This window comes from Roseibium sediminis (assembly GCF_008711325.1).
GTDB classification, from domain to species: Bacteria; Pseudomonadota; Alphaproteobacteria; order Rhizobiales; family Stappiaceae; genus Roseibium; species Roseibium sediminis.
Genome location: NZ_VXDB01000031.1, coordinates 1 through 21,358 on the forward strand (window position 1 = coordinate 1; position 21,358 = coordinate 21,358).

At 57.2% G+C, this 21,358-nt stretch carries 20 protein-coding genes; 9 read left to right on the forward strand and 11 right to left on the reverse strand.

Annotated elements, in window-relative coordinates; all coding sequences use genetic code 11:
• From F0155_RS20655 to F0155_RS20680, 6 genes are all read right to left on the reverse strand, one after another.
• On the reverse strand, positions 1 to 1,255 hold a 1,255-nt coding region (locus F0155_RS20655; protein WP_204934563.1), incomplete at its 3' end, for a hypothetical protein.
• 280 nt (positions 1,256 to 1,535) lie between these two features.
• Positions 1,536 to 1,859, reverse strand: a complete 324-nt coding sequence (locus F0155_RS20660; RefSeq protein ID WP_150526468.1) for a hypothetical protein — start codon at positions 1,857 to 1,859, stop codon at positions 1,536 to 1,538.
• A 266-nt stretch (positions 1,860 to 2,125) separates the two neighbouring features.
• Positions 2,126 to 3,820: an EF-hand domain-containing protein gene (locus F0155_RS23965; RefSeq protein WP_150526469.1), complete on the reverse strand. Its 1,695-nt coding sequence runs from the start codon at positions 3,818 to 3,820 to the stop codon at positions 2,126 to 2,128.
• A gap of 187 nt (positions 3,821 to 4,007) precedes the next feature.
• Positions 4,008 to 5,582: a flagellar protein gene (locus F0155_RS20670; RefSeq protein WP_150526470.1), complete on the reverse strand. Its 1,575-nt coding sequence runs from the start codon at positions 5,580 to 5,582 to the stop codon at positions 4,008 to 4,010.
• Positions 5,583 to 5,590: 8 nt separating this feature from the next.
• The gene (gene flgK, locus F0155_RS20675) at positions 5,591 to 7,444 is read right to left on the reverse strand and encodes a flagellar hook-associated protein FlgK (protein WP_150526471.1); all 1,854 of its coding nucleotides are present in this window, start codon (positions 7,442 to 7,444) and stop codon (positions 5,591 to 5,593) included.
• Between the two features lie 75 nt (positions 7,445 to 7,519).
• Positions 7,520 to 8,908 carry a flagellar hook protein FlgE gene (locus F0155_RS20680; protein ID WP_150526472.1) on the reverse strand — a complete coding sequence of 463 codons (1,389 nt, stop codon included), beginning with the start codon at positions 8,906 to 8,908 and terminating at the stop codon, positions 7,520 to 7,522.
• Positions 8,909 to 9,198: 290 nt separating this feature from the next.
• On the opposite strand from F0155_RS20680, the gene F0155_RS20685 reads away from it, so the two are divergent.
• The 8 genes from F0155_RS20685 to ppk2 all read left to right on the forward strand — a co-directional run bounded on the left by F0155_RS20685 (position 9,199) and on the right by ppk2 (position 16,863).
• Positions 9,199 to 10,044 carry an AAA family ATPase gene (locus tag F0155_RS20685; RefSeq protein ID WP_150526473.1) on the forward strand — a complete coding sequence of 282 codons (846 nt, stop codon included), beginning with the start codon at positions 9,199 to 9,201 and terminating at the stop codon, positions 10,042 to 10,044.
• An 8-nt stretch (positions 10,045 to 10,052) separates the two neighbouring features.
• Positions 10,053 to 10,631 carry a hypothetical protein gene (locus F0155_RS20690; protein WP_208999401.1) on the forward strand — a complete coding sequence of 193 codons (579 nt, stop codon included), beginning with the start codon at positions 10,053 to 10,055 and terminating at the stop codon, positions 10,629 to 10,631.
• A gap of 72 nt (positions 10,632 to 10,703) precedes the next feature.
• Positions 10,704 to 11,222, forward strand: a complete 519-nt coding sequence (locus F0155_RS20695; RefSeq protein WP_150526474.1) for a SixA phosphatase family protein — start codon at positions 10,704 to 10,706, stop codon at positions 11,220 to 11,222.
• 59 nt (positions 11,223 to 11,281) lie between these two features.
• The gene (locus F0155_RS20700) at positions 11,282 to 12,796 is read left to right on the forward strand and encodes a YcjX family GTP-binding protein (protein WP_150526475.1); all 1,515 of its coding nucleotides are present in this window, start codon (positions 11,282 to 11,284) and stop codon (positions 12,794 to 12,796) included.
• Positions 12,793 to 13,857, forward strand: coding sequence for a YcjF family protein (locus F0155_RS20705; protein ID WP_150526476.1), 1,065 nt, complete (start codon positions 12,793 to 12,795; stop codon positions 13,855 to 13,857). Before F0155_RS20700 ends, F0155_RS20705 begins: the two co-directional genes overlap by 4 nt.
• Before the next feature lie 147 nt (positions 13,858 to 14,004).
• Positions 14,005 to 14,298, forward strand: a complete 294-nt coding sequence (locus tag F0155_RS20710) for a hypothetical protein (protein ID WP_150526477.1) — start codon at positions 14,005 to 14,007, stop codon at positions 14,296 to 14,298.
• A gap of 104 nt (positions 14,299 to 14,402) precedes the next feature.
• The gene (locus tag F0155_RS20715; RefSeq protein WP_150526478.1) at positions 14,403 to 15,581 is read left to right on the forward strand and encodes a vWA domain-containing protein; all 1,179 of its coding nucleotides are present in this window, start codon (positions 14,403 to 14,405) and stop codon (positions 15,579 to 15,581) included.
• Between the two features lie 226 nt (positions 15,582 to 15,807).
• Positions 15,808 to 16,863, forward strand: coding sequence for a polyphosphate kinase 2 (gene ppk2, locus F0155_RS20720; RefSeq protein WP_150526479.1), 1,056 nt, complete (start codon positions 15,808 to 15,810; stop codon positions 16,861 to 16,863).
• 133 nt (positions 16,864 to 16,996) lie between these two features.
• On the opposite strand, the gene F0155_RS20725 is transcribed toward ppk2, so the two are convergent.
• Together F0155_RS20725 and F0155_RS20730 are read right to left on the reverse strand one after the other, a co-directional pair.
• The gene (locus F0155_RS20725) at positions 16,997 to 17,428 is read right to left on the reverse strand and encodes a universal stress protein (RefSeq protein WP_150526480.1); all 432 of its coding nucleotides are present in this window, start codon (positions 17,426 to 17,428) and stop codon (positions 16,997 to 16,999) included.
• Positions 17,429 to 17,494: 66 nt separating this feature from the next.
• On the reverse strand, positions 17,495 to 18,283 hold the full coding sequence (locus F0155_RS20730) for an AraC family transcriptional regulator (RefSeq protein WP_150526481.1): 789 nt from the start codon (positions 18,281 to 18,283) through the stop codon (positions 17,495 to 17,497).
• 133 nt (positions 18,284 to 18,416) lie between these two features.
• Here F0155_RS20730 and F0155_RS20735 point away from each other — a divergent pair, with 133 nt between their 5' ends.
• A complete protein-coding gene (locus F0155_RS20735; RefSeq protein WP_192913858.1) occupies positions 18,417 to 19,643 on the forward strand; it encodes an MFS transporter in 1,227 nt (408 codons plus the stop codon).
• Positions 19,644 to 19,721: 78 nt separating this feature from the next.
• Here F0155_RS20735 and F0155_RS20740 read toward each other — a convergent pair whose 3' ends face one another.
• The 3 genes from F0155_RS20740 to F0155_RS20750 form a co-directional block, all read right to left on the reverse strand.
• Positions 19,722 to 20,042 (reverse strand): 2Fe-2S iron-sulfur cluster-binding protein, encoded by a 321-nt coding sequence (locus F0155_RS20740; protein WP_150526482.1) that lies wholly within the window; start codon positions 20,040 to 20,042, stop codon positions 19,722 to 19,724.
• A 143-nt stretch (positions 20,043 to 20,185) separates the two neighbouring features.
• Positions 20,186 to 20,548 (reverse strand): Hpt domain-containing protein, encoded by a 363-nt coding sequence (locus F0155_RS20745; RefSeq protein ID WP_150526483.1) that lies wholly within the window; start codon positions 20,546 to 20,548, stop codon positions 20,186 to 20,188.
• 518 nt (positions 20,549 to 21,066) lie between these two features.
• A complete protein-coding gene (locus tag F0155_RS20750; protein ID WP_150526484.1) occupies positions 21,067 to 21,336 on the reverse strand; it encodes a hypothetical protein in 270 nt (89 codons plus the stop codon).
• Positions 21,337 to 21,358: the final 22 nt, after the last annotated feature.

Genomic DNA, 21,358 nt, shown 5'->3' on the forward strand with positions numbered 1-21,358 from the left:
CACCACCGGTGATCCACTCGATCTGCTCCTTGGTGCCATCGCCATCAATGTCGAAAGCGATCGTCTGGCCAACCTGTCCGTCGATGCGCTCCTTGGCTGTGGTCGCACCGGTCGTGGAGATCTTGCCGTCACCATTCAGGTCAAGAGCAACCGGAGAGGCAACCTTGTCCTTGCCCTTGCCGTTGTTGTATTCGGCGATCTTGTCACCAGCACCGTTCATGATGTGGTAGTTGCCGCCGCCCTGGTGAACAGCCGTGTAGCCCTTCAGCGCGCCATCCTTGAAGGTGTAGCCGCCATTGGCGTGGTTGTACTTGCCATGCCCGATCAACCAGGTACCGGCCTTGCCCTTGACGTAGTCGATGGCTGCCTGATCAGCTGCAGAGATCTGCGGCTTGGCCGGAACCGGCTGACCACCCCAGTTGCCACCATTGTTCGGCGTGGTACCGCACCACCCACCGTGGTTATGGCCACCATTGTTCTGGCCGCCGCCCCAGTTGCCGCCCCAGTTGCCACCATTGTTCCAGCCGCCGTGATTGTGACCGCCACCAACGTTTCCGCCGTGGTTATGGCCGCCATGGTTATGGCCACCGCCTACATTGCCACCATGATTGTGACCGCCACCAACGTTGACGCCACCACCAGCATTACCGCCGTGGTTGTGACCACCGCCGACATTCACGCCGCCGCCAGCGTTACCGCCAGCATTTCCACCAGCGGTGATGCCACCGAAAATGGACTTGAAGCCGCCGAATACCGCGTTCAGCAGACCGGTCTTGAGATTGAGGATCGTGCCCAGCAGGCCACCACCGCCGAGAATGCCACCACCGGCCTTACCGCCGAAGATGCCGCCCAGAAGGCCGCCGCCGCCAAGGATACCACCCAGGATGCCGCCCTTGCCGCCGAGGATGCCACCAAGAAGACCACCCTTACCACCGAGAAGACCGCCAAGAAGGTTGGTAACAACCCCACCGATCTTTCCGAAGATACCGCCAAGCAATCCGCCGCCCGCATTCGCCTGAACATTGCCATGCGCATGAGCATTTGCTGCCACCTGCGCCTGACCACCGAAATTCACCATCGCGTTGCCATTGGCGCCCGCAGCAGCTGCTGCTTCCGGCTTCTTCTGAGCTGCAGCAAGCGCATTCGCCGCATTCTGCTGAGCGATCTGCGGCGCGAACTTTGCCTTGCCAGCAGCAAGGTTATCAAAGTTAAGCAGCTTGCCGTGGCCAGCACCGATTTTATTGAACAAGGTCATCATTACCCCCGAAGTTACAATTCATCGACGGGGAAGCTATCCCTTAACAGCTGGTAAAAATATTCGCATCAACAACGGTGGTTCATACGTAGTACGCATAACAAAGGGTTAATTGGTAAATCAGGAGCCCGGCCCGAAAATGGCGGTAAAGGCATGTCCAATACGCAAAAACCAGAGCCCGGAATAACCCGGACTCTGGCACAAGCGGAGTGGATGGTTGTATTGGTATTCCGTCAAAATCGAATTTGGGCGAGAGCCAGAAAGCTCAACGCCAACCAAATCAGAGACGGTCCAGAAGCCCTCTCAATTGCTGCAACAAGTCACCGATCTGCTGCATCAAGGTAGGCTGCCCACCCAATTGCGCATTGGAGTTCTCGACGGGCGCGAAGCTGGCCGGCGCAAACTGAAGCGGCTGTCCCAATGTTGAGGGCGGATTCGGGTCCTGCATCACAGGTGCGGGTTTTGCCTGAGCTTTCGCAAGTGCGAGTTCCGCGTTCTGCCGCGCAAGATATGGAGCAAATTTGGCCTTGTTAGCTCCCAGAGTATCGAAGTTCAGCATTTCGCCGTGACCAGCACTAATTCTGTTTAACAAGGTCATATTCACCTCCGCGCACCAATAAATTTCCGCAGAGCATAACGAGCAACACAAGAAGAGTATATTCGCAATAAAAACTGGCAAAATATACGTAGTACGCAGGAAAAACAGTTAAATTACATTAATACTTATTTGGTAATTATAATACTAATTTAAATAAGCACTAAAATTAGAAAGCCAATTAATTCAGTACATTTGCGCAAAAACAAACCCCCAAACAAGAAAAAGGGGAAGCCGAAGCCTCCCCTTTCCTATGCCATGATATGTAAATCAGATCAGGCTTTTGCGAACCAGACGTCTTCAGAGAGCATCTGGCCGTTGTTGGCAGTCGACTGCATCAGGGTCTCGCCGCGCTCGTTCTTGACATCATTGCGCTGTGTCGAGAGCTGGGTCACACCGGCATCAGCTGCAGAGCGAAGCTCGCCAGCATCAACCGTGCCGTTGCCGTTGGCATCAACCCACACACCCATGTTGGCCATTTCGCCGCCGGTCAGCTGACCGTCACCGTTCTGGTCATAGGTGGCCATCTTCTGGTAGCCGTCTGCATAACGTCCACCCTGGTCACCCATAAGGGCATTGCCGTCGATCTCGCCATTCGCGCCGATCTTGGTCATGTCGACAACGAGGCCATCACCACCGGTGATCCACTCGATCTGCTCCTTGGTGCCATCGCCATCGATGTCGAAGGCGATCGTCTGGCCAACCTGTCCGTCGATACGCTCCTTGGCAGTCGACACGCCGGTTGTGGAGATGCGGCCGTCACCATTCAGGTCCAGAGCAACCGGAGAGGCAATCTTGTCCTTGCCCTTGCCATTATTGTAGTCGGCAATCTTGTGACCTTGCGGGTTCAGGATGTGGTAGTTGCCATCGCCCTGGTGAACAGCCTTGTAGCCGTCTTTCAGTGCGCCGTCCTTGAAGGTATAACCGCCGTCACCCTTGTTGTACTTGCCATGGCCCGCAAGCCACTTGCCACCCTTACCCTTCACGTAATCGATTGCTGCCTGATCGGCTGCAGAGATCTGCGGCTGAGCCTGCTGACCGCCGCCAACGTTGTTACCGCCGCCATTCACGGCTTGCCAAGTGCCATTGTTGTTTACAACTGCCCAGCCACCGTTGTTGCCACCATTGGCGCCACCGGCATTGTTCCAGTTGGCCGGAAGCGGAACAGGCTTGCCACCGCCCCAGTTTCCGCCACCCCAGTTGCCGCCGTTGTTCCAGCCGCCACCGTTGTTGCCGCCGCCCCAGTTGCCGCCGTTGTTCCAGCCGCCACCGTTGTTCGGCTTGGTACCGCACCAACCGCCATGGTTCCAGCCGCCACCATTGTTTCCGCCGCCCCAGTTGCCGCCATTGTTCCAGCCGCCACCGTTGTTACCGCCGCCCCAGTTGCCGCCGTTGTTCCAGCCGCCACCGTTGTTGCCGCCACCCCAGTTGCCGCCATTGTTCCAGCCGCCACCGTTGTTGCCGCCACCCCAGTTGCCGCCATTGTTCCAGCCGCCACCGTTGTTGCCGCCACCCCAGTTGCCGCCATTGTTCCAGCCGCCACCGTTGTTGCCGCCGCCCCAGTTGCCGCCGTTATTCCAGCCGCCACCGTTGTTGCCGCCACCCCAGTTGCCGCCGTTGTTCCAGCCACCACCGTTGTTGCCGCCGCCCTTGCCGAGCAGAGCCTTGAGCTGCTTTACAAGATTGACGATTTCCTTGAGCAGGTCGCCAATATTGCCCTTGCCGATGCTGAGGCCCTGTGCGCCGCCGAACCCGCCAGCATAGGCATTCATTGCGCCATTTGCCTGAGGTTGAGCGCCGAACGCACCAAGCGGTTGAGCTGCGGCAGCCTGTGCAGCAAAAGCGCCGTTTTGTGCAGCCTGCGGAGCGTGCTGTGCGTGCTGAGCAAGAACGTTGTTGAAGTTTGCAGCCTGCTGCTGTCCTGCCCCTTGGGCATTCTGAACATTGTGATGCTTGAAAATGCAGGTCATGGAATCCCCCATTGAAGCTAATTTCTGCCCCAAAGGTATCGGTTAACGCATCCTTAAAACATTCGTTCAAAACCCGTGATTATCTACGTAGTACTTACATGGAGGGGAAATGCCGGACAAAAGAAAAGATCGGCACTCCCGCCCCTGCAGAAATACCGACCTCAATGGTTTTTACGGCCAATGTGACTTAGAGATAGTCAGCCAGATTCAGGTTGAACACGATGGAGCTGGCCCGATAAGACGCTTCAAGATTGGTCTGAAGCTGCAGGATCTCGACAGCCAGCAGCTCCTTGTCCACCCCTTCGATCTCGTCGATCGTGGTGTTGTAGGTGGACTTCATCTGGGTGTGGCGATTGTCCGTGTCCTGCACCGTCCGAAAGGCGATCGAGATTTCTGTCGCAATGTCGACGATTCCCGACTGGTCCGCATTGGCTGGCACAATGGCCGTGCGCAGCCGGTCGACAAGTTCTCCATAATAAAGCTTGTCGATGCGCTCCTGTGCGAGCTTTTCTTCCTTGGTCGCAGTCGTGGGCATGTCCGTGCTGAAATCGGCAGACATGAAGGTCGCTAGCGCCTTCATGACATCTGAGAGGCCCTTTTCGTTGGCTCGTGCGCCATAATTTACACTCAACGTGTCGTCGATCCGGGCCTTCTTGTCCGTCCGCGCATTGGTGGTGGCCGTATTTTCGCCGGTATACCACTCAACCGTTGTGCTCGCGCCACTGGTCAGGGCAGTCGCGGTTTCAAAAGGAGGGCCGTCCACCCGCATGGGCGTAGCACCATTGAACGTGTCGAAGAACTGGTCCCCTGCCCACGCGGCCGCAGCTGCCTTCAGGCTCGTATTGGACTGTTCCTGCACCTTTTCAAGAATTGCGGCCCGCAGGTTTGTCGAAGTTTCCGCAAGATCGGCCCCGATCACGAATGTTCCGTCTTCCTCGCCAGTCGTGTCTGCCTTCAGCTCGATTTTCACCGGCTTGGAGTGCGACGGGGGCAAGGTCATCTCGATGGTGATCGTTTCACCTGCATTCGGCTGGCCTGTGAACTCGATGGCCAGCGCATCGGGAATGGCGCCGGTCGGTTGGGTAATGTTCACGTTGGTCAGCGTGCTCGTTGCGCTGGTCAGCTTGAAGCCGAAGTCATGCGCACCGTCTTCGGTAATCGTGATGGTGGAATCTGTCGGCACACCGGCGGTCAGATTGGTCACTTCCGGCGGAATGGTCAGGCGGCCCAGTTTGTCCGCACCCAGATTGGCGGAGATGTATTCGTTGACGACGGTCCGGATCCCGGCCTTTCCGTCTGCCCCATCCATGATGGCATCCACATCGGCAACCGGGTTCTCGTACGCATCCGTGCCACCATAAAGGTAGTAGCCGGCGACTTCGGTGTTCAGAAGACTGATGGCTTCGTGCAACAGGACCTCTGCGGTTGCCTGCGTGCGGGTCTGGCCATCGTTCTGCAGGTCAAAGTCGTTCAGGTCCAGCGCGCCCTTGGCATCCAGACGCAGGTCCTCAAGGCGGTCCAGTGTCACATTCATCGTCTTGATGTGCAGGTTCACTTGGGTAATCGTTTCCTGATAGGACGAAATCCGGCTCACCTTCTGGTTCAGCTCAAGGTCCAGCAGACGGTTGTCGCCGAGCCCTCCGTAGGTCGAGGAGACCTTGCCGGTCGCCAGTTGTCCGGTTTTCTCGGTCAGCCGCCCCTTTAGCTCCACCAGCTGCATGGTGAGATAGGACCTTGATGTTCCAATGCTCTCAATAGCCATGTCTTACCTCAGAATGCATTCAGCAGGCGGTCAAACAGCTCGTTCACGGCCTGCATCACCTTTGCGTTCGCCGCATAGGCATTTTGCAGGTTCACGAGCTGCGCCATTTCCTGGTCGATATCGACGGTGTAGCTTTCTTCGTAACGGATCGCGAAGTTTTGGGTCAGCGCGGATTTGGCCGCGGCATAGGTCTTGGCATCGTCCGCCTGATTACCCTGATGGGCCACCACCTGATTGATGTAACCCATCACCGAGCCTTCAAACGGGCTCTGTCTGGTTCCGATACCCGAGTCCGGACGGAAGCTGCCGGTTGTCTCGGTCAGGGCAGAAAACAGAAATTCGGCACGCGCCGGATCGTTTTCAGAGTTCTGTGTCGGGCTGGTCGTGTGAAAAACCAGAAGAGAACTGTCGTTCTTCAGGGCTGAATTCACCTTGATGGCAATTGCGTAGCCGGTACGCTGGCCACCATTTTCCAGATAATCGGTGAAGTTGGCTTCCCCGTCCCGATTGTCCGTAAAGACGTTGAGGCCAAGACCTTCGTTGGAAGATCCGCTGACAGTCCCAAGCAGGGTCAGCTCATCCAGAGTGATGTTGGAACCGGTATCCCCCAGAACCTGAAGGTTGTCGCTGCCGTCATTGGAAGCGACCAGGCCGGTGCCCCCAAGCGCGGCGACAGCATTTGCAATGATGGTAGCCGGTGTACCGGAGGAAATATCGATCCCGAAGACCGTATCATCCTTGCGGGTTGTTGCATCGTTGGACAGAGGCAGCAGCGACGGGTCGTTGACGGCGACCAGCGTGACAACCTGTTGCTGGCCGGCGCCATCGGTGTAGACAACTTCGACCTTTTCGCCCGGCTTCAGGGACGCAATGTCGAGTGTTTTGCCCTCTTCGGCCCCAACGGTCACGTCCGTACCGTCGGTCACCTTGGCATTCAGGGCAAGCGTCATTTCAGCTGCGATCTGGTCCAGCTGGTTCTGCGCCTCGACCAGAACCTCGTCCCGCAGCTCCTGCAGGGCGAAGAGCGATCCTGACGAAGAGCTCTGGGCGAGATCGTAGACCGTACCGCCGGGTGTGCGAACCTGCACCGGCTCACCATCCTGCCCCGGCCGCAAAACGGAGGTCTGGGTGAAGGATAGCTTTGAGGCCTGCCCGTCAGACATGAGCAGTTCGCCATTGCGGGTCGTGATCTTCAGCGAATCGTCCGCCTGAACGCGAACATTCACGTCAAGGAACCCCGAAAGCTGTTCGATGTAGCGGTCACGCTGGTCAAGCAGCTGGGCAGTCGAGGATTCCGACAGATTGGTTTCGCGAATGGCAACTTCAGTGTCAGCAAGGTTCGAGAGCAGGCTGTTGATGGTCTCGACCTGGCTGGCCATGTCCCGATCGGCACGCTGGCGCAGGTCCTGAATTTGCTCATAGGTGGTGCGGATTTCGAATGCCAATGCCTCGGCATCCGAAATCACAGTGCTTTGGGCAGTCCGGCTTCCCGGATCATTGATCAGGCTGGAAATGGACGACGTGAACCGGTTTGCAAGGGCGGCAACGCTGGTCCCGTCATTGAGAGTTCCGAAAATGCTATCAAGGTCTGACGTATATTGGGCAATTTGTGCGCCGTAAGACGTATCGGCCAGCGATCCGAAATAGGAAGACTGGATTTCCGTGCTGACGACGCGGGTGATTTCGGCGGAGAGCAAGCCACTGACGGAACCGTTGCCGTCGTAGAACACATTGGCCTGCACCTGTTTCTTGGTGTAGCCGACCGTGTCCTTGTTCGCGATATTCTGTGACGTTACATCAAGCTGGCGTTGATTGAAGGTAACACCAAACAACGCGTTATTCAGGGCAGACGTCAGACCCATTTATTGCCCCTTTCCTTGCGCTCACGACCTTGGAAAGCCAGCGGTGAACCATTCACCGCCGGCCAGTTTCACGAGTTACCGAACCATGTTCAGGGCTGAATCCAGCATTTCGTCCGCGGAGGTAACGATCCGGGAGTTCGCCGAATAAGCCTGCTGGGTCACGATCAGCTTGGAGAATTCGGTGGCGATATCCGCATTGGAAAGCTCAACCGATTCCGGGACGATGCTGCCGTTCGAAGAAATCAGAACCGGTGCGCCAGACAAGGAGGTTGCAGCAAAAGCGGCACCGTCAACACGCTCCAGCTCATATTCAGCCTCAAAGGTCGCCAGCGGAATTTCGTAGAGAGACCGGGTCTGGCTGTTCGAGTAGCTGGCATTGATACGACCAGATGAGTCGACCGAAATACCCACCAGCTCCCCGGCGGCATACCCGTCCTGAGCCAGGTCGACCGAAGTAGCTGCACCGGAGTTGGAAGCGAACTGTGTCAGCGAGTCATTGGCAAAGGAAACGTTCACATTGGCTGCAGACACATCACCCACCTGCAGGGAGGCGATTTCATAAGTCGTGCCATTGACCGCGACACCTGTTCCCGGGTTCATGGCATTCAGCGAGCCGTCCGGATTGAAGGTGGCTTCACCAATGCGGGCATAAGCCATGTCTGTTGCATTGGTACCGCGATCTGCCGCGTAATAGAGGTTCCAGGCGTCATCGGCAGTCTTTGCCCAGCGCAGCTCGACGTTGATCGACGTACCATTCTGGTTATAGACGGTGATGGACCCGCCGGAGATCGAGGAAGCCACAAAGGCATCCTTGTCGGCATTGGTGATGTCGCTGGTCGCCGTGACAGGGCCGACTGTACCAGCGGTCTGCAGCAGATCAGCATTGGCAAGACCCGGATTTGCCTTCGCCCGGTTCGTTTCCGGGGTGGGCGGAAGGTTTGCCTGATAGGTGATGCCGGTTGTCTTGCGGGCTGCGAGCGGCTGATCGGAGATCTTGATGACTTCCGGGTTATCGCCGATCGGGTTGCCGGTATCCGGGTTCAGCTCATAGCCCTGCAGGAAGTAGCCGGAGCTGTTGACCATGTAGCCGTTTCTGTCACGCTCGAAGTCGCCGGCACGGGTGTAATAGTCGGTGTCTTCGAAGTTCGTGGTTCCGTCGACCACGGAATTGGCTGAAGTTACAACGAAGTAGCCCTCGCCATTGATCGCCATGTAGGTATCGACGTCGCGCGCTGCGATGTCGCCCTGGAGCGTGTTGGTGGCGCGGGACGTTGCATAGGTCGTGCCGGACACCTGCGTTGCCTGACGGGAACCACCGCCCGATACCAGATCTGCAAACGTCGTATCCAGACGCTTGTAACCTGTCGTCTGTGAGTTCGCGACGTTACCGGAAATGTTCTCAAGCGCATGAGACTGCGCAAAGAGACCGGACACCGCAGAGTTAATTGCCCCATAGATACCCATGATACACCCTCGTTGTGGATACAGGCATGTGCCTTTGTGCCCAGATTGACAGCAAGCACCGTGCCACATTCGAGAAACACTCACTTAATCAATAAATTTCAATATCTTAATTGAATTCACGCTTCGCCAAAACATGGAAACCAACGGGAAAAATCGGACCAGTGGGCAAAAACTGCCAGCACGACAGGGAAGAAACGACCGGACGGGTTCCTGTGTGAACTCGCTCTAAAGCGCCTTGCAGCTTCCGGTGGCCAGCCCTACTGTTCCCTTGATGAAAAATGGGAATTCGCATGCGGTTTGAAGGTACGGACAGTTATATAGCCACGGAAGATTTGCGCGTGGCCGTGAATGCTGCGGTGGCGCTGGAGCGCCCCCTGCTGGTCAAGGGAGAGCCGGGAACCGGCAAGACGGTGCTGGCTCAGCAAGTGGCAAAGGCACTGAACACTCCGCTGATCGAGTGGCATGTGAAGTCCACCACCAAGGCCCAGCAGGGCCTTTACGAATACGACGCCGTCTCCCGCCTGCGCGACAGCCAGCTGGGCGACGAGCGCGTCAAGGACATCAACAACTACATCCGCAAGGGCAAGCTCTGGGAAGCCTTTGCCGCCGACCACCGGCCAGTGCTCCTGATCGACGAGATCGACAAGGCGGATATCGAGTTTCCGAACGACCTGTTGCTCGAGCTCGACCGGATGGAGTTTCACGTCTACGAGACTGGCGAAACGGTCAAGGCCAGGCAGCGCCCGGTCGTGATCATCACGTCGAACAACGAGAAGGATCTGCCGGACGCTTTCCTGCGCCGCTGCTTCTTCCACTTCATCAAGTTCCCCGATGCCGAAACGATGACAGATATCGTCGAGGTGCATTTCCCCGGACTGAAACAGCGCCTGCTGCAGGAAGCTCTCAGGTTGTTCTTTGAAGTGCGCGATGTGCCGGGGCTGAAGAAGAAGCCGTCGACGTCGGAACTCATCGACTGGATCAAGCTTCTCGTGAACGAGGACATCGATCCCGAAACCCTGCGCCAGAGCAGCTCGTCAAAGCTGATCCCGCCGCTTCACGGTGCGCTCCTGAAAAACGAGCAGGACGTGCATCTTTTCGAAAAACTGGCCTTCATGGCGCGACGGGAAAGGACCTGACAGCCAGGATGAAGCCGATACGCGACGTGCGCCCATTCCGCTCGCTGACACTCCTGACCGCCGCGATCCTTGCAGCAGCAAGTATTACCGGCACTCCGGTTCAGGCGCAAAGCGGTTTCGGCGCCAGCGTTCAAAACGACCAGCAAGCCGGCTGGATCGAGGACATGGCGGGCATGCGGCACTTTTCTGGCCTCAGATGCCCGGACGTTGTCGGCTCGCTGGCGCGGGCAAAAGTCCTCGCTTCCGACACGCAGCACATGTCCGGCTGCATCTATATTGGCTCGGAAGGAATGAATGCAGTGCTGCGCCAGCACCTGAAAGGACAGGGACGCGCTGCACTTGCCACATTCCAAAGCAGTTTTGCGTCTGCCGGTTTCAAGGAAGTGAAGCTGACCGGCATATCCGGCGGCGGCGTCTCCTTCCGCGCTCGCGAGTGGGAGAAAGACACCCATGTTGAAACTCTCTGGCAATTCGAGGGTAGAACCGCCGACTACACCTTATGGCTCCACTATGTCCTGCCAAAACACGAAACGGACGTTGGAACAATCGTTTCAGCCTTCAAGGACATGCTTGCCCGCCAGAATTAGCTATCCTGGCTGACCGGGAGCAAGCATCCCGAAAACAAATGACTGCACTGTGCCTGGGGAGGATCACAACGCATGAAAAGGCTCATTCTTTACAGGCACGCCAAATCGGACTGGGGAGACGCCAGCCTGACGGACAAGCAGCGCCCGCTCAACGAGCGCGGAAAAAGCGCCGCCCCGGTGATGGCGCAGCACCTTGCAGACAGAAACCTTTTTCCAGACCTTATCCTGTGCTCTTCCTCCCAACGCACACGGGAAACCCTGATCCCTTTCATCGGTCAATTGACCCGCGAAACCGAAATCCATCTGCTTGATCAGGTCTACCGGGACGGGGATGGAGACTACCTGAACCTGATCCGGCAACATGGCGGCACCGCCGACACGTTGATGGTCATCGGCCATAACCCGGCGACAGAAATGTCTGCCAGCGGCTTGGTCGAAAAGGGATCCGGGCCCGAATGGGACGACATGCGCTTCAAATACCCATCAGGTGCGATCGCCGTCATTGAATTCAACATCGCCAACTGGGACCTGCTCCAGCTGAAATCCGGCAACTTCATCAGTTTCACCAAACCACGCGATCTTATGGACTGATCCAACAGTTTGATTGCACAAAGCAGATCGGGTGCTTACATGAGCGCTCGGAGGTGCCTGTGAGCCTGTTGACGACCCTGACCGAAGAAGCCCGCCTGACCCTGTCCAATCTGACGGATGCTGCGAGCGATCTGGCTGTTCCCTCCGTGCGCCTTGGCGTGACGGGCCTTGCCCGGGCCGGCAAGACCGTTTTCATCACCGCGCTGGTGCATAACCTTCTTCATGGTGGTCGCTTGCCTGTCTTTCAGGCCGCAGCTGGCGGTCGTCTGGCGCAAGCCCGACTGCAACCCCAGCCCGATGACGCTGTGCCGCGCTTTGACTACGAATCCCACGTTGCAGCCCTCGTCAATGATCGGATCTGGCCCGATTCCACACGCCAGGTGTCGGAACTTCGCCTGACGCTGGAATTCGAAAGCGCGCATTTCTTTTCCCGCCAGTTCGGACGCGGAAAAATCCATATCGACCTGATCGACTATCCGGGCGAGTGGTTGCTCGACCTACCGCTGTTGTCCAAGTCCTATGCCGAGTTTTCCGCAAGCTCGATTGCCCGCGCACGTGCCGCCAATCGCTCCGGTCTGGCAGATGATTTTCTTGGCATACTGGGCAATCTCGACCCTGATGCGCCGGAAAGCGAACAGGACGCGCAAAAGCTTTCATCCGCGTTCAAGGGCTATCTGAAAAGCTGCCGCGAAGACGCCCATGCCCTGTCGATGCTGCCTCCGGGCCGCTTTCTCATGCCCGGAGATCTTGACGGCTCCCCTGCCCTGACGTTTGCGCCGCTGGATATCGCCGCCGATGCCACGCAGGCCCGCACAGGCACATTGCGCGCCATGATGGAGCGACGTTACGAGGCCTACAAGACCCACGTCATTCGCCCCTTCTTCCGCAATCACTTTGCGCGGCTGGACCGTCAGATTGTTTTGGTGGATGTGCTTCACGCCCTCAATGCAGGCCCGCATGCAGTCAGCGACCTTGAAGCCGCGCTTGGCGAAGTTCTGACCGCCTTCAGGCCGGGCAAGCAAAGCTGGCTCGCCTCCATCCTCTCTCGCCGGATCGACCGCATTCTCTTTGCCGCTACCAAGGCCGACCATCTCCACCGCGATGACCATGACCGGCTGGAGGCGATCCTGCGCAGACTGGTGGCGAAGGGCATCGAACATGCCGAGTTCAAGGGCGCGGAAGTCGAGGTGCTGGCGATGGCCGCCGTTCGCGCCACCCGCGAGGCAACCGTCCGCCACGGCGGCGAGCTGCTTCCTGCAATCCTCGGAACCCCTCTTCCGGGCGAAGATGTCAACGGAGAACGCTATGATGGCAGCACGGAAATAGCCATGTTTCCCGGGGACTTGCCGGAAAGCCCTGACAGGCTTTTTGACATGGTTGAATCAAACACTGAAAAACTTGACGTAGCGTCACAAGGACTTGAATCAGTGTCTGAGCGGCGGGATCGGGACCTTCAGTTCGTCCGTTTTCGTCCTCCGCGCCTCGACCAGACCGCAGAAGGGCTGACGCTTTCCCTGCCTCATATCCGGCTCGACCGGGCTTTGCAATTCCTTATTGGAGATCATCTGGCGTGACGGACAAAAACGGATCAGACACCCGAACTGCTCGCAAGCCAACGGCATTCCGGCTGGACGACAGGAACGTGCGTCTGAGCGAAGAGAGCAACTCTCTTCCCCTGTCCACGGAAACGGTGATCCGCGAAGATATCGACACCGACTTTGCCCCTGCCGAGTTGTCCGCCCGCCCGCCAGCACCAAAGACATCAAGCTTCGGGCGATGGATTGCAATTGGTTTTGGCGGTCTGGTCAGCCTTGCGCTTGGACTTGCCATAGACAGCCTCATCCGCGATCTTTTCCTCAGGGCAGAATGGCTCGGATGGGCGGGTCTTGCACTTGCCGGACTTGCTGTCCTAGGCATTTTGGGCCTGATGATCCGCGAGGCAGGGTCGCTGATGCGGTTGCGCAAGATCGACGATTTGCGAACCCATATTCAGGCTGCCGCCGACACCGATGACGCCAAGGCGGCCCGCCGCCATCTCGGGGACCTTGCAAATCTGTATGCCGACCGGCCAGATACGGCCAGAGGCCGCAAGGCACTGCAAGTCCATATGTCCGAAGTGATCGACGGACGCGACTTGGTCATGCTGGCAGAACGGGACCTTCTTGCTCCACTGGACAAGGAAGCCCGCCGCATCGTCATGTCCTCTGCAAAGCGCGTTTCTCTCGTCACTGCAATCAGCCCTCGTGCCATTGTCGACCTTCTGGCCGTGCTGTTCGAAAACCTGCGCATCATTCGCCAGCTTTCTCATCTCTACGGTGGCCGTCCCGGCACGCTCGGATTTCTTCGCCTCACCCGTCATGTTCTGCAGCACCTGGCCGTCACCGGCGGCATGGCCGCTGGCGACAGCCTCGCCTCACAGGTTCTGGGACACGGACTGGCCGCGCGGCTTTCGGCTCGCCTTGGCGAAGGCGTCATCAACGGCCTGCTGACCGCACGTGTCGGCATTGCCGCGATCTCGGTCTGCCGCCCGGCACCTTTTGTTGCCAGCAAGGGGCCCTGCGTCTCGGAGTTCATGAACGAGCTGGTTTCCAGTGCTGAAAAAGAAGAAGCCCCAAAGGGCAAGAAGTCCTCCTGAGACTTTGGAAAAACCATTCCAATGAAATTCCCGAATTTATTTTCGCATTGACGCACTGATAAATTTGACCTTGCGTAATCTACCAAGTATTCAATGCAAAGCCTTGTAAAACGACGAGGTTAGGCGGGAATAACTGGGAGCATACTCATGGAATCTCTACTACCCTTGGTCATCCAGCTCGTATCTGGTGCAGTCGGCGGCAACGTCGCAGGCAAGGTTCTGCCAAACATGAACCTCGGCACGCTCGGCAACTCGATCGCTGGCATCGTCGGTGGCGGGCTTGGCGGTCAGATCCTGTCGACCCTCTTGAACACATCTGTTGCGTCAAACGCAGGTGCGCTCGATATCGGCACGATCATCCAGTCGGTTGCCAGCGGCGGCGTTGGCGGCGGTGTGCTTCTGGCGGTTGTTTCGATCGTCCGCAAGGTTCTGGGCAAATAATCCTTTTCAAGGGTGGGCGGCTTCGGCCGTCCACCTGAAATCTGGTCGGGGACGTGCATCTGCAAGATCTCGACAAGCCTGCCCGCCAAACGTAAGGTCGGGCCATGTTCATCACTTTCTTCTCCGAACTGAAATCTGCCGGTGTTCCCGTGTCCTTGCGCGAGTATCTCTCGCTCATGGACGCCTTGAAGCACGACCTTGCCGAACGCCGTGTCGAGGACTTCTATTATCTCGCCAGAACCATTCTGGTGAAGGACGAGGCCAATCTCGACAAGTTCGACCGCGTCTTTGGCCACGTCTTCAAGGGCCTGGACCTTCTCAGCGATGCCCCTGCAGGTGAAATCCCGGAGGGATGGCTCAAAAAGCTTGCCGAAAAACACCTCACCGAGGAAGAGAAAGCGCAGATCGAGGCCCTCGGCGGCTTCGAGAAGCTGATGGAAACCCTCAAAGAGCGCCTCAAGGAGCAGGAAGGGCGCCATCAGGGAGGCAACAAGTGGATCGGCACTGCGGGTACCTCTCCCTTCGGCGCCTATGGCTATAACCCGGAAGGTGTTCGCATCGGCCAGAAGGAAAGCCGCCACCGACGCGCCGTGAAGGTCTGGGACAAGCGCGAGTTCAAGGATCTCGACGATACTCAGCTTCTTGGAACGCGCAACATTCAGGTGGCGCTGAAACGCCTTCGCAACTTTGCCCGAACCGGCGCGGCGGAAGAACTCGACCTCGACCACACGATCAAGGCCACTGCCCACAAGGGCATGCTCGACATCAAGATGCGGCCCGAACGGCACAACGCGGTGAAGGTTCTGCTCTTTTTCGACATTGGCGGATCGATGGACGATCACATTCGGGTCTGCGAGGAGCTGTTTTCAGCGGCGCGCTCCGAGTTCAAGGTGATGGAGCATTTCTACTTCCACAACTGCCTGTACGAGTATGTCTGGAAGGAGAACCGTCGGCGCTATACCGAGCGCATCGATACATTCGACGTGCTGCACAAGTATCCCGCCGACTACAAGATCATCTTTGTGGGCGATGCCTCCATGTCGCCATACGAAATTGCCTATCCCGGCGGCTCTGTCGAACACTGGAACGATGAAGCTGGCGCGACATGGATCCAGCGCATGACGCACCAGTATTCCAGCGTCGTATGGCTGAACCCGGTTCGCGAGGCCCACTGGCAGTACACCCATTCCATTCGCATGATGCAGGAACTGATGAACGGGCGCATGTTCCCCATGACTGTGGAAGGCCTGACAGAGTCCATGAAGGAACTGGCGCGCTCCTGACCTGTGCGTACGGAGCATTCCCAAGCGAAGTGGATACAGGTTCGCCGTCCGGAAATGCGCCAAATCAGATATTTGGAGCACGTCGAGTGATTCAGTGAATGCGAGACGTGCTCCAAGTCTCAATTGTCATGTTTGCCAGACAAGCTGTCATCAAATTGACACACATCAAATCAACTTCCGCTAAGTAATTCTAGACTTCCCTGATGTCCAAAATCAGGGAGGGGCTATGACAACGACTGCAGCATCCGCCGCGGTAAAGAAACCCGTTGCGAAAGCCGAAAAGATCTCGGCTGCAAAAAAGAGTGACACCAAACCGGCGACTGCCAAAGATTCTGGCAAACTTCCCGGCAAGGTTCCCGGCCAGATTCCGGAGCTGGAAGCCGAAGGCCACGTTCCGCCGTCCCAGCGTCGCCGCCTTGCAGCGCTTCGCCACGACGAGGCGGCCATTCACGAGGTGTTTGAAAAGGGCGAATACCCCTACACCTCGAAGATGAAACGCCCGGCCTATGAGAAGCGCAAGCAGAAGCTTCAGGCAGAACTTCTGAAGGCCCAGCAGTGGATTCAGGAAACCGGTCAGCGCGTCATCATCCTGTTTGAAGGCCGCGATGCCGCCGGCAAGGGCGGCACCATCAAGCGTTTCAACGAACATCTCAATCCACGCGGTGCCCGGGTCGTCGCCCTGCAAAAGCCGACGGATCAGGAACGCAGCCAGTGGTATTTCCAGCGCTATGTTCAGAACCTGCCATCTGCCGGGGAAATCGTGTTCTTCGACCGCTCCTGGTACAATCGGGCTGGCGTTGAACGCGTCATGGGCTTTTGCACGCCCAACCAGTATCTGGAATTCATGCGTCAGTGTCCGGATTTTGAACGCATGCTGGTGCGCGATGGCATCCTGATGTTCAAGTACTGGTTCTCGGTGACACAGGACGAACAGCTGCGCCGCTTCAAGTCCCGTGAATCCGATCCGCTGAAACAGTGGAAATTGTCGCCGATCGACAAGGCTTCGCTGAGCAAGTGGGATGACTATACCGAAGCCAAGGAAGCCATGTTCTTCTACACCGATACGGCAGACGCGCCGTGGACGGTGATCAAGTCGGATGACAAGAAGCGTGCCCGCGTCAACTGCATGGAGCATTTCCTGAATTCCCTGCCCTATCCGGGCAAGGACAAATCCATCGTGGGCGAACCCGATCCGTTGATCGTTGGCCATGGTGGACAGGTGATCGGCCGGGATGACCACATCCTCGGCAAGACATTGCATCCGGAAAAACGGGGTAGCTGACGCATCCTGCTTGCAGGCTGGTGTCCAGCCTTCACAGGCTCAGGAACCTGAAAGCACGATCCAGAATCAGAAAAGGCGGAGGTTCCCTCTCCGCCTTTTCCTTCTCAGGCGCGCCCGAAAGGGCGGCTACCGGCTACGCTTCGCCGCGCAGAACCATGACGGAGCATGGTGCATGGCGGACGATGTGCGCCGCATGAGACCCTATGAAATAGGTCGAAAGGCCCGGCTTGTGCGACGTCATGACAATCAGGTCCGAACCGCTGTCTTTCGCTGCATCTATGACTTCGCTGTCGACAACGCCAACACGCACTTCGGCAGAGACAAGATCAGAGCCAATACCCAGCTTGTCGGCAACGCCTTGCAGCATGGACTTGGTCTCAACGATTTCCTTTTCCTGAAACCCTTTCGGCAGCTGGCTGGCGACAAAGCTCTGCACTTCCGGGCAGACCGCCAGAAGATGGACCTTAGACTTGTAGTCCTTGGCCAGTTGTCCGGCCTTTGCCAACGCATCTTCGGCAAAAGCAGGTTCGGCAGGATCAATGGGGACGAGGATCTTCTTGAACATTGCATTCTCCGCAATTTTGATGCTGAGAGAAATGCAACGCGCCGTAAAAACCTGCCATGAGGCAGATCAATCTGTCGAAGTCTCCGAAAAATATCGTCCGGGCGTCACACCAAAGGCCTTTCGGAACGTCGCAACAAAGGCGCTGGGGCCTTCATATCCCAGTTTGTCGGCAACATCCGAAACAGCACTGCCCATCGACAGAAGCTCAAGAGCCCGAAAGAGTTTCACCTGCCTGCACCAGGTCCGGTAGTTCATGCCCGTCTCCGCCTTGATCTTGCGTTCAAAGGACCTGACGGACAGCGCAGCGCCGGAAGCAGCATCCGCCAATGCCTGAATGTCCGCCGGGCACCGGGCAATGGTCTGACAAAGAGCGCGCAGTTTTCGATCACTTGGCATGGGCAGTTGAAGCGGTGTTGCGGGCAGCATCTTCAGCTGATCAACAATCACGCCCGCCACCCGTGCAGCCGGACCTTCGAGCGCTTCCTCCCTCGGATAGGACATGAACTCCAAGATGAGTTCCCGCAGAAGCGTCGTGACGTGCAAAACCTGAGGCTTGTCCGGCAGGCCCGGAAAGATCTCCGGAGAAATATAGAGAAACCGGATCTCCGTGTCCGAGAGATACCGGCCATTATGTTGCAGGCCCGGAGGGATCCAGAGGGCGCGTTCCGGCGGCACGAAATAGGTGCCGCACTCGGTGTCGACCGCTGCGGAACCGGAAATCACATGATAGAGCTGCGCGCACTGGTGCGAATGACGCTCATTCGCCATGCCCTTCTTCTGGCTTTTCGCAAACCCAACCATCGGGGCAACAAGCGGCTCTGCCGGCATCGAGGAGAGGTCGGGATGAATCCCCATGGCAATTCTTTCGTAATCAAGGCGCATTTTTGGCGAGTGGGAAACATATGATGACAAAACCGCGCTAACACGCAAGAGGCGCATGCGACTAGATTTCCGGTCACGCAACACAAATCGAGACCAGACACGCTTCATGACGTATTTCACCCGCAGCGAAAACCCGATGGATATCAAGGGCTGGCGCTCTCCTGCCGTCCTTTTGATGATCATGGCCGGAGCCATGCAGCTTTCCTTTGCCGCATGGTGGAACCTGATGAACAACTTCGCTGTTCAGGAACTGAGTTTCACCGGTCAGGAAATCGGAATTCAGCAGTCCATCCGCGAGATCCCAGGCTTCCTGAGCTTTGCCGCCATCTATCTGCTTCTGCTCATGCGCGAGCAAACCCTTGCCTACGCATCCCTGCTTCTGCTGGGCGTCGGCGTGGCCGTAACCGGCTACTTCCCGAGCACCTGGGGCTTCTATCTGACCACCCTGATCATGTCGATCGGCTTCCATTATTATGAAACCATGGCCCAGTCGCTCTCGCTCCAGTGGCTGCCAAAGTCCAGTGCCGCGGCCAGCATGGGCAAGATCATCGCCGTTGGCGCCTTCGCCCAGCTGATCGCCTATGGCCTCATCTTTGTCGGCTGGAAGATGTTTGATCTCAGCTTCGCGACCGTCTTTGCGGTTGCAGGTGGACTGACACTGGTGGTTCTGGCCTTCGTCATGATGGCCTATCCCCATTTCAAGGAGGGCGTCGCCCAGCACAAGAAGCTGATCCTGCGCCGTCGCTACTGGCTCTATTATGCCCTGACCTTCATGGCTGGCGCCCGCCGCCAGATTTTCACGGTCTTTGCCGGTTTCCTGATGGTGGAGAAATTCGGCTACGACGTCCACGAGGTAGCTGCCCTCTTTTTCCTCAATGGTGCCTTCAACATGCTGCTGGCCCCCAAGATCGGTCAGCTGATCGTTCGATTTGGCGAGAGAAAGGCCCTGATTGTCGAATATGTCGGTCTGTTCGGTGTTTTCGTCAGCTACGCGTTCGTGACCAGTGCCGAGCTGGCAGCCGCGCTCTATGTGGTCGACCACGCCTTTTTCGCCATCGCGATTGCCATCAAGACCTACTTTCAGAAGATCGCCGATCCGGCAGACATCGCACCAACGGCCGGTGTGGCTTTCACCATCAACCACATTGCAGCCGTCTTCATCCCGGTCATTTTCGGTCTGGTCTGGCTCTATTCCCCGGCAGCCGTGTTTCTCTCCGGCGCGGCCATGGCCCTTGTCAGCCTGGCGCTGTCGTCTCTCATTCCGTCCGATCCCGAAGAAGGACGGGAGGTCGATTTCTGGTACAAACGCCCCTCTCCTTCGCCCGCGGAATAGTCGAACGAACGACTCAAAGACAAAAAACCCGCCAGATCGGCGGGTTTTTCATTTTTCACCAAATGTCTCTGGCCGGGATCAGGCCTGGCGCTCAGGAACGTGCACGACCACACCATCCAGCTCTGCAGTCACCTTGATCTGGCAGGACAGGCGCGAGGTCGGCTTCACATCATAGGCAAAGTCCAGCATGTCCTCTTCCATCGGCTCCGGCTGGCCGGTCTTTCCGGACCAGGCTTCATCCACATAGACATGGCAGGTCGCACAGGCGCAGGCACCGCCGCATTCGGCCTCGATCCCAGGCACCATGTTCTTGATGGCGTTTTCCATGATTGTGGAGCCTTCGGGCGCGTCCACTTCCATTTTGGCGCCGTCTGCAGTTTGAAAGATGATTTTTGGCATGATCCGCGTCCGATCAGGTGTTTGGGAAATTTCCGGTTCCCGACCGACATAAAGACTCATTTTGAAACGTCAAGAACCCAAAGGTCCCCGACTGAAGAAACAGGGCGTGGCAACACGCCCCAAAATTGTCGAAAGCTATAATCTCAATCTTCGATAAGGTCGCCGATATATCCGTTGGCGTCCTCAACCAGACCCGAAAGTCGGGAGAAGCAGACTTCATCGCCTGCCAGGATGTGATGCTCAAGCCGCTCGCATTCCTGCGCAACCATGGTCGCGCCAATCGCCCGGGCCGAGCCCTTGAGTGTATGAACGAGCCTGCCGCCTGCGTCCCTGTCCTCTTCGGCAAGAAGGCGGGTCATCATGCTGTTGGATTGGGACACAAACATCTGCAGGACCTGAAGCTCCAGATCCCGGTTCCCCAGCGTGTTCGTGGCCAGTTGAACCAGATCGATGGGTGGGGTGATGCGAAAGGGGTTTGCGTTTCGCGATAATGCCGGTTGGGCCATATTCAACTCACATGTTCTATACGCGTCTTCACACGCAAAAGGCACAAAGACTGAACTGCAAGACAGGATGGCCGCCAGAAGACAAGAACCGGTTAATACCAACCTCAAAAGATAAGAACCTATCTGATGGCTCTGGTCCGGTTTGTCCGGCAAGGCGCGTTGCGCAGGACGGCCTGGCTGGCCGTTCAAGCAGCGCAACGCTGTCCGGCGAGCCGGAGCGAGCCACCGAAGGCCGCGTTTGGACACAGTTCTGCTGCGTCACAGGTTTTGAACGATAACCCATATCGCCCTGCAACCTGCTCCTTGCCGAACTATCCCCAAACACGGTCAGACAGGTTTTTATCTTTTGAGGTTGGTATAAGACATCTGGTTGCGGGGTGAAGATGGGGCCGATGTCCCCAAAAAAGTGTAAAATTGGTTAACGGGCTGTTTTCAAACGTTCGCTTGCCCGTTAAGAAAGAGCAATAAGACCCGACGAGTTACCTCGGTTTTCTGCAATGCATACATTGCGACCGCCGTTAACCTTTATTTGTTTTTTGGGTTGCAAGAACCGCTTCCCTCCCGTCATCCGTCAATTTGCAAATGAGCCAGTCAGGCTTAATTGGGTTGGAAAACCAAGGCTCTGCCCAGCCTTCGCGGATGCAGGCGCGGATGGTGCGTTCTGAAATTTCTTTCCCGTCCTGATCGAAAAGTGGCAATTTGCCACCCGCCTGATCCAGCCCACACGAGAGCCAATTCAGTTGCACGGCAGTCGGTGTCACGGGTTTGGAAGTGGTCTTTTTCACCATCGCACACTCCTGCAAAACTGGG

What these genes read in the sequence shown, in the direction of transcription:
- F0155_RS23965 (WP_150526469.1), bottom strand. Translation starts at nt 3,820, where the DNA reads ATGACCTGCATTTTCAAGCATCACAATGTTCAGAATGCCCAAGGGGCA.
- F0155_RS20670 (WP_150526470.1), bottom strand. Translation starts at nt 5,582, where the DNA reads ATGGCTATTGAGAGCATTGGAACATCAAGGTCCTATCTCACCATGCAG.
- flgK (WP_150526471.1), bottom strand. Translation starts at nt 7,444, where the DNA reads ATGGGTCTGACGTCTGCCCTGAATAACGCGTTGTTTGGTGTTACCTTC.
- F0155_RS20680 (WP_150526472.1), bottom strand. Translation starts at nt 8,908, where the DNA reads ATGGGTATCTATGGGGCAATTAACTCTGCGGTGTCCGGTCTCTTTGCG.
- F0155_RS20685 (WP_150526473.1), top strand. Translation starts at nt 9,199, where the DNA reads ATGCGGTTTGAAGGTACGGACAGTTATATAGCCACGGAAGATTTGCGC.
- F0155_RS20690 (WP_208999401.1), top strand. Translation starts at nt 10,053, where the DNA reads ATGAAGCCGATACGCGACGTGCGCCCATTCCGCTCGCTGACACTCCTG.
- F0155_RS20695 (WP_150526474.1), top strand. Translation starts at nt 10,704, where the DNA reads ATGAAAAGGCTCATTCTTTACAGGCACGCCAAATCGGACTGGGGAGAC.
- F0155_RS20710 (WP_150526477.1), top strand. Translation starts at nt 14,005, where the DNA reads ATGGAATCTCTACTACCCTTGGTCATCCAGCTCGTATCTGGTGCAGTC.
- F0155_RS20715 (WP_150526478.1), top strand. Translation starts at nt 14,403, where the DNA reads ATGTTCATCACTTTCTTCTCCGAACTGAAATCTGCCGGTGTTCCCGTG.
- ppk2 (WP_150526479.1), top strand. Translation starts at nt 15,808, where the DNA reads ATGACAACGACTGCAGCATCCGCCGCGGTAAAGAAACCCGTTGCGAAA.
- F0155_RS20725 (WP_150526480.1), bottom strand. Translation starts at nt 17,428, where the DNA reads ATGTTCAAGAAGATCCTCGTCCCCATTGATCCTGCCGAACCTGCTTTT.
- F0155_RS20730 (WP_150526481.1), bottom strand. Translation starts at nt 18,283, where the DNA reads ATGGGGATTCATCCCGACCTCTCCTCGATGCCGGCAGAGCCGCTTGTT.
- F0155_RS20735 (WP_192913858.1), top strand. Translation starts at nt 18,417, where the DNA reads ATGACGTATTTCACCCGCAGCGAAAACCCGATGGATATCAAGGGCTGG.
- F0155_RS20740 (WP_150526482.1), bottom strand. Translation starts at nt 20,042, where the DNA reads ATGCCAAAAATCATCTTTCAAACTGCAGACGGCGCCAAAATGGAAGTG.
- F0155_RS20745 (WP_150526483.1), bottom strand. Translation starts at nt 20,548, where the DNA reads ATGGCCCAACCGGCATTATCGCGAAACGCAAACCCCTTTCGCATCACC.
- F0155_RS20750 (WP_150526484.1), bottom strand. Translation starts at nt 21,336, where the DNA reads ATGGTGAAAAAGACCACTTCCAAACCCGTGACACCGACTGCCGTGCAA.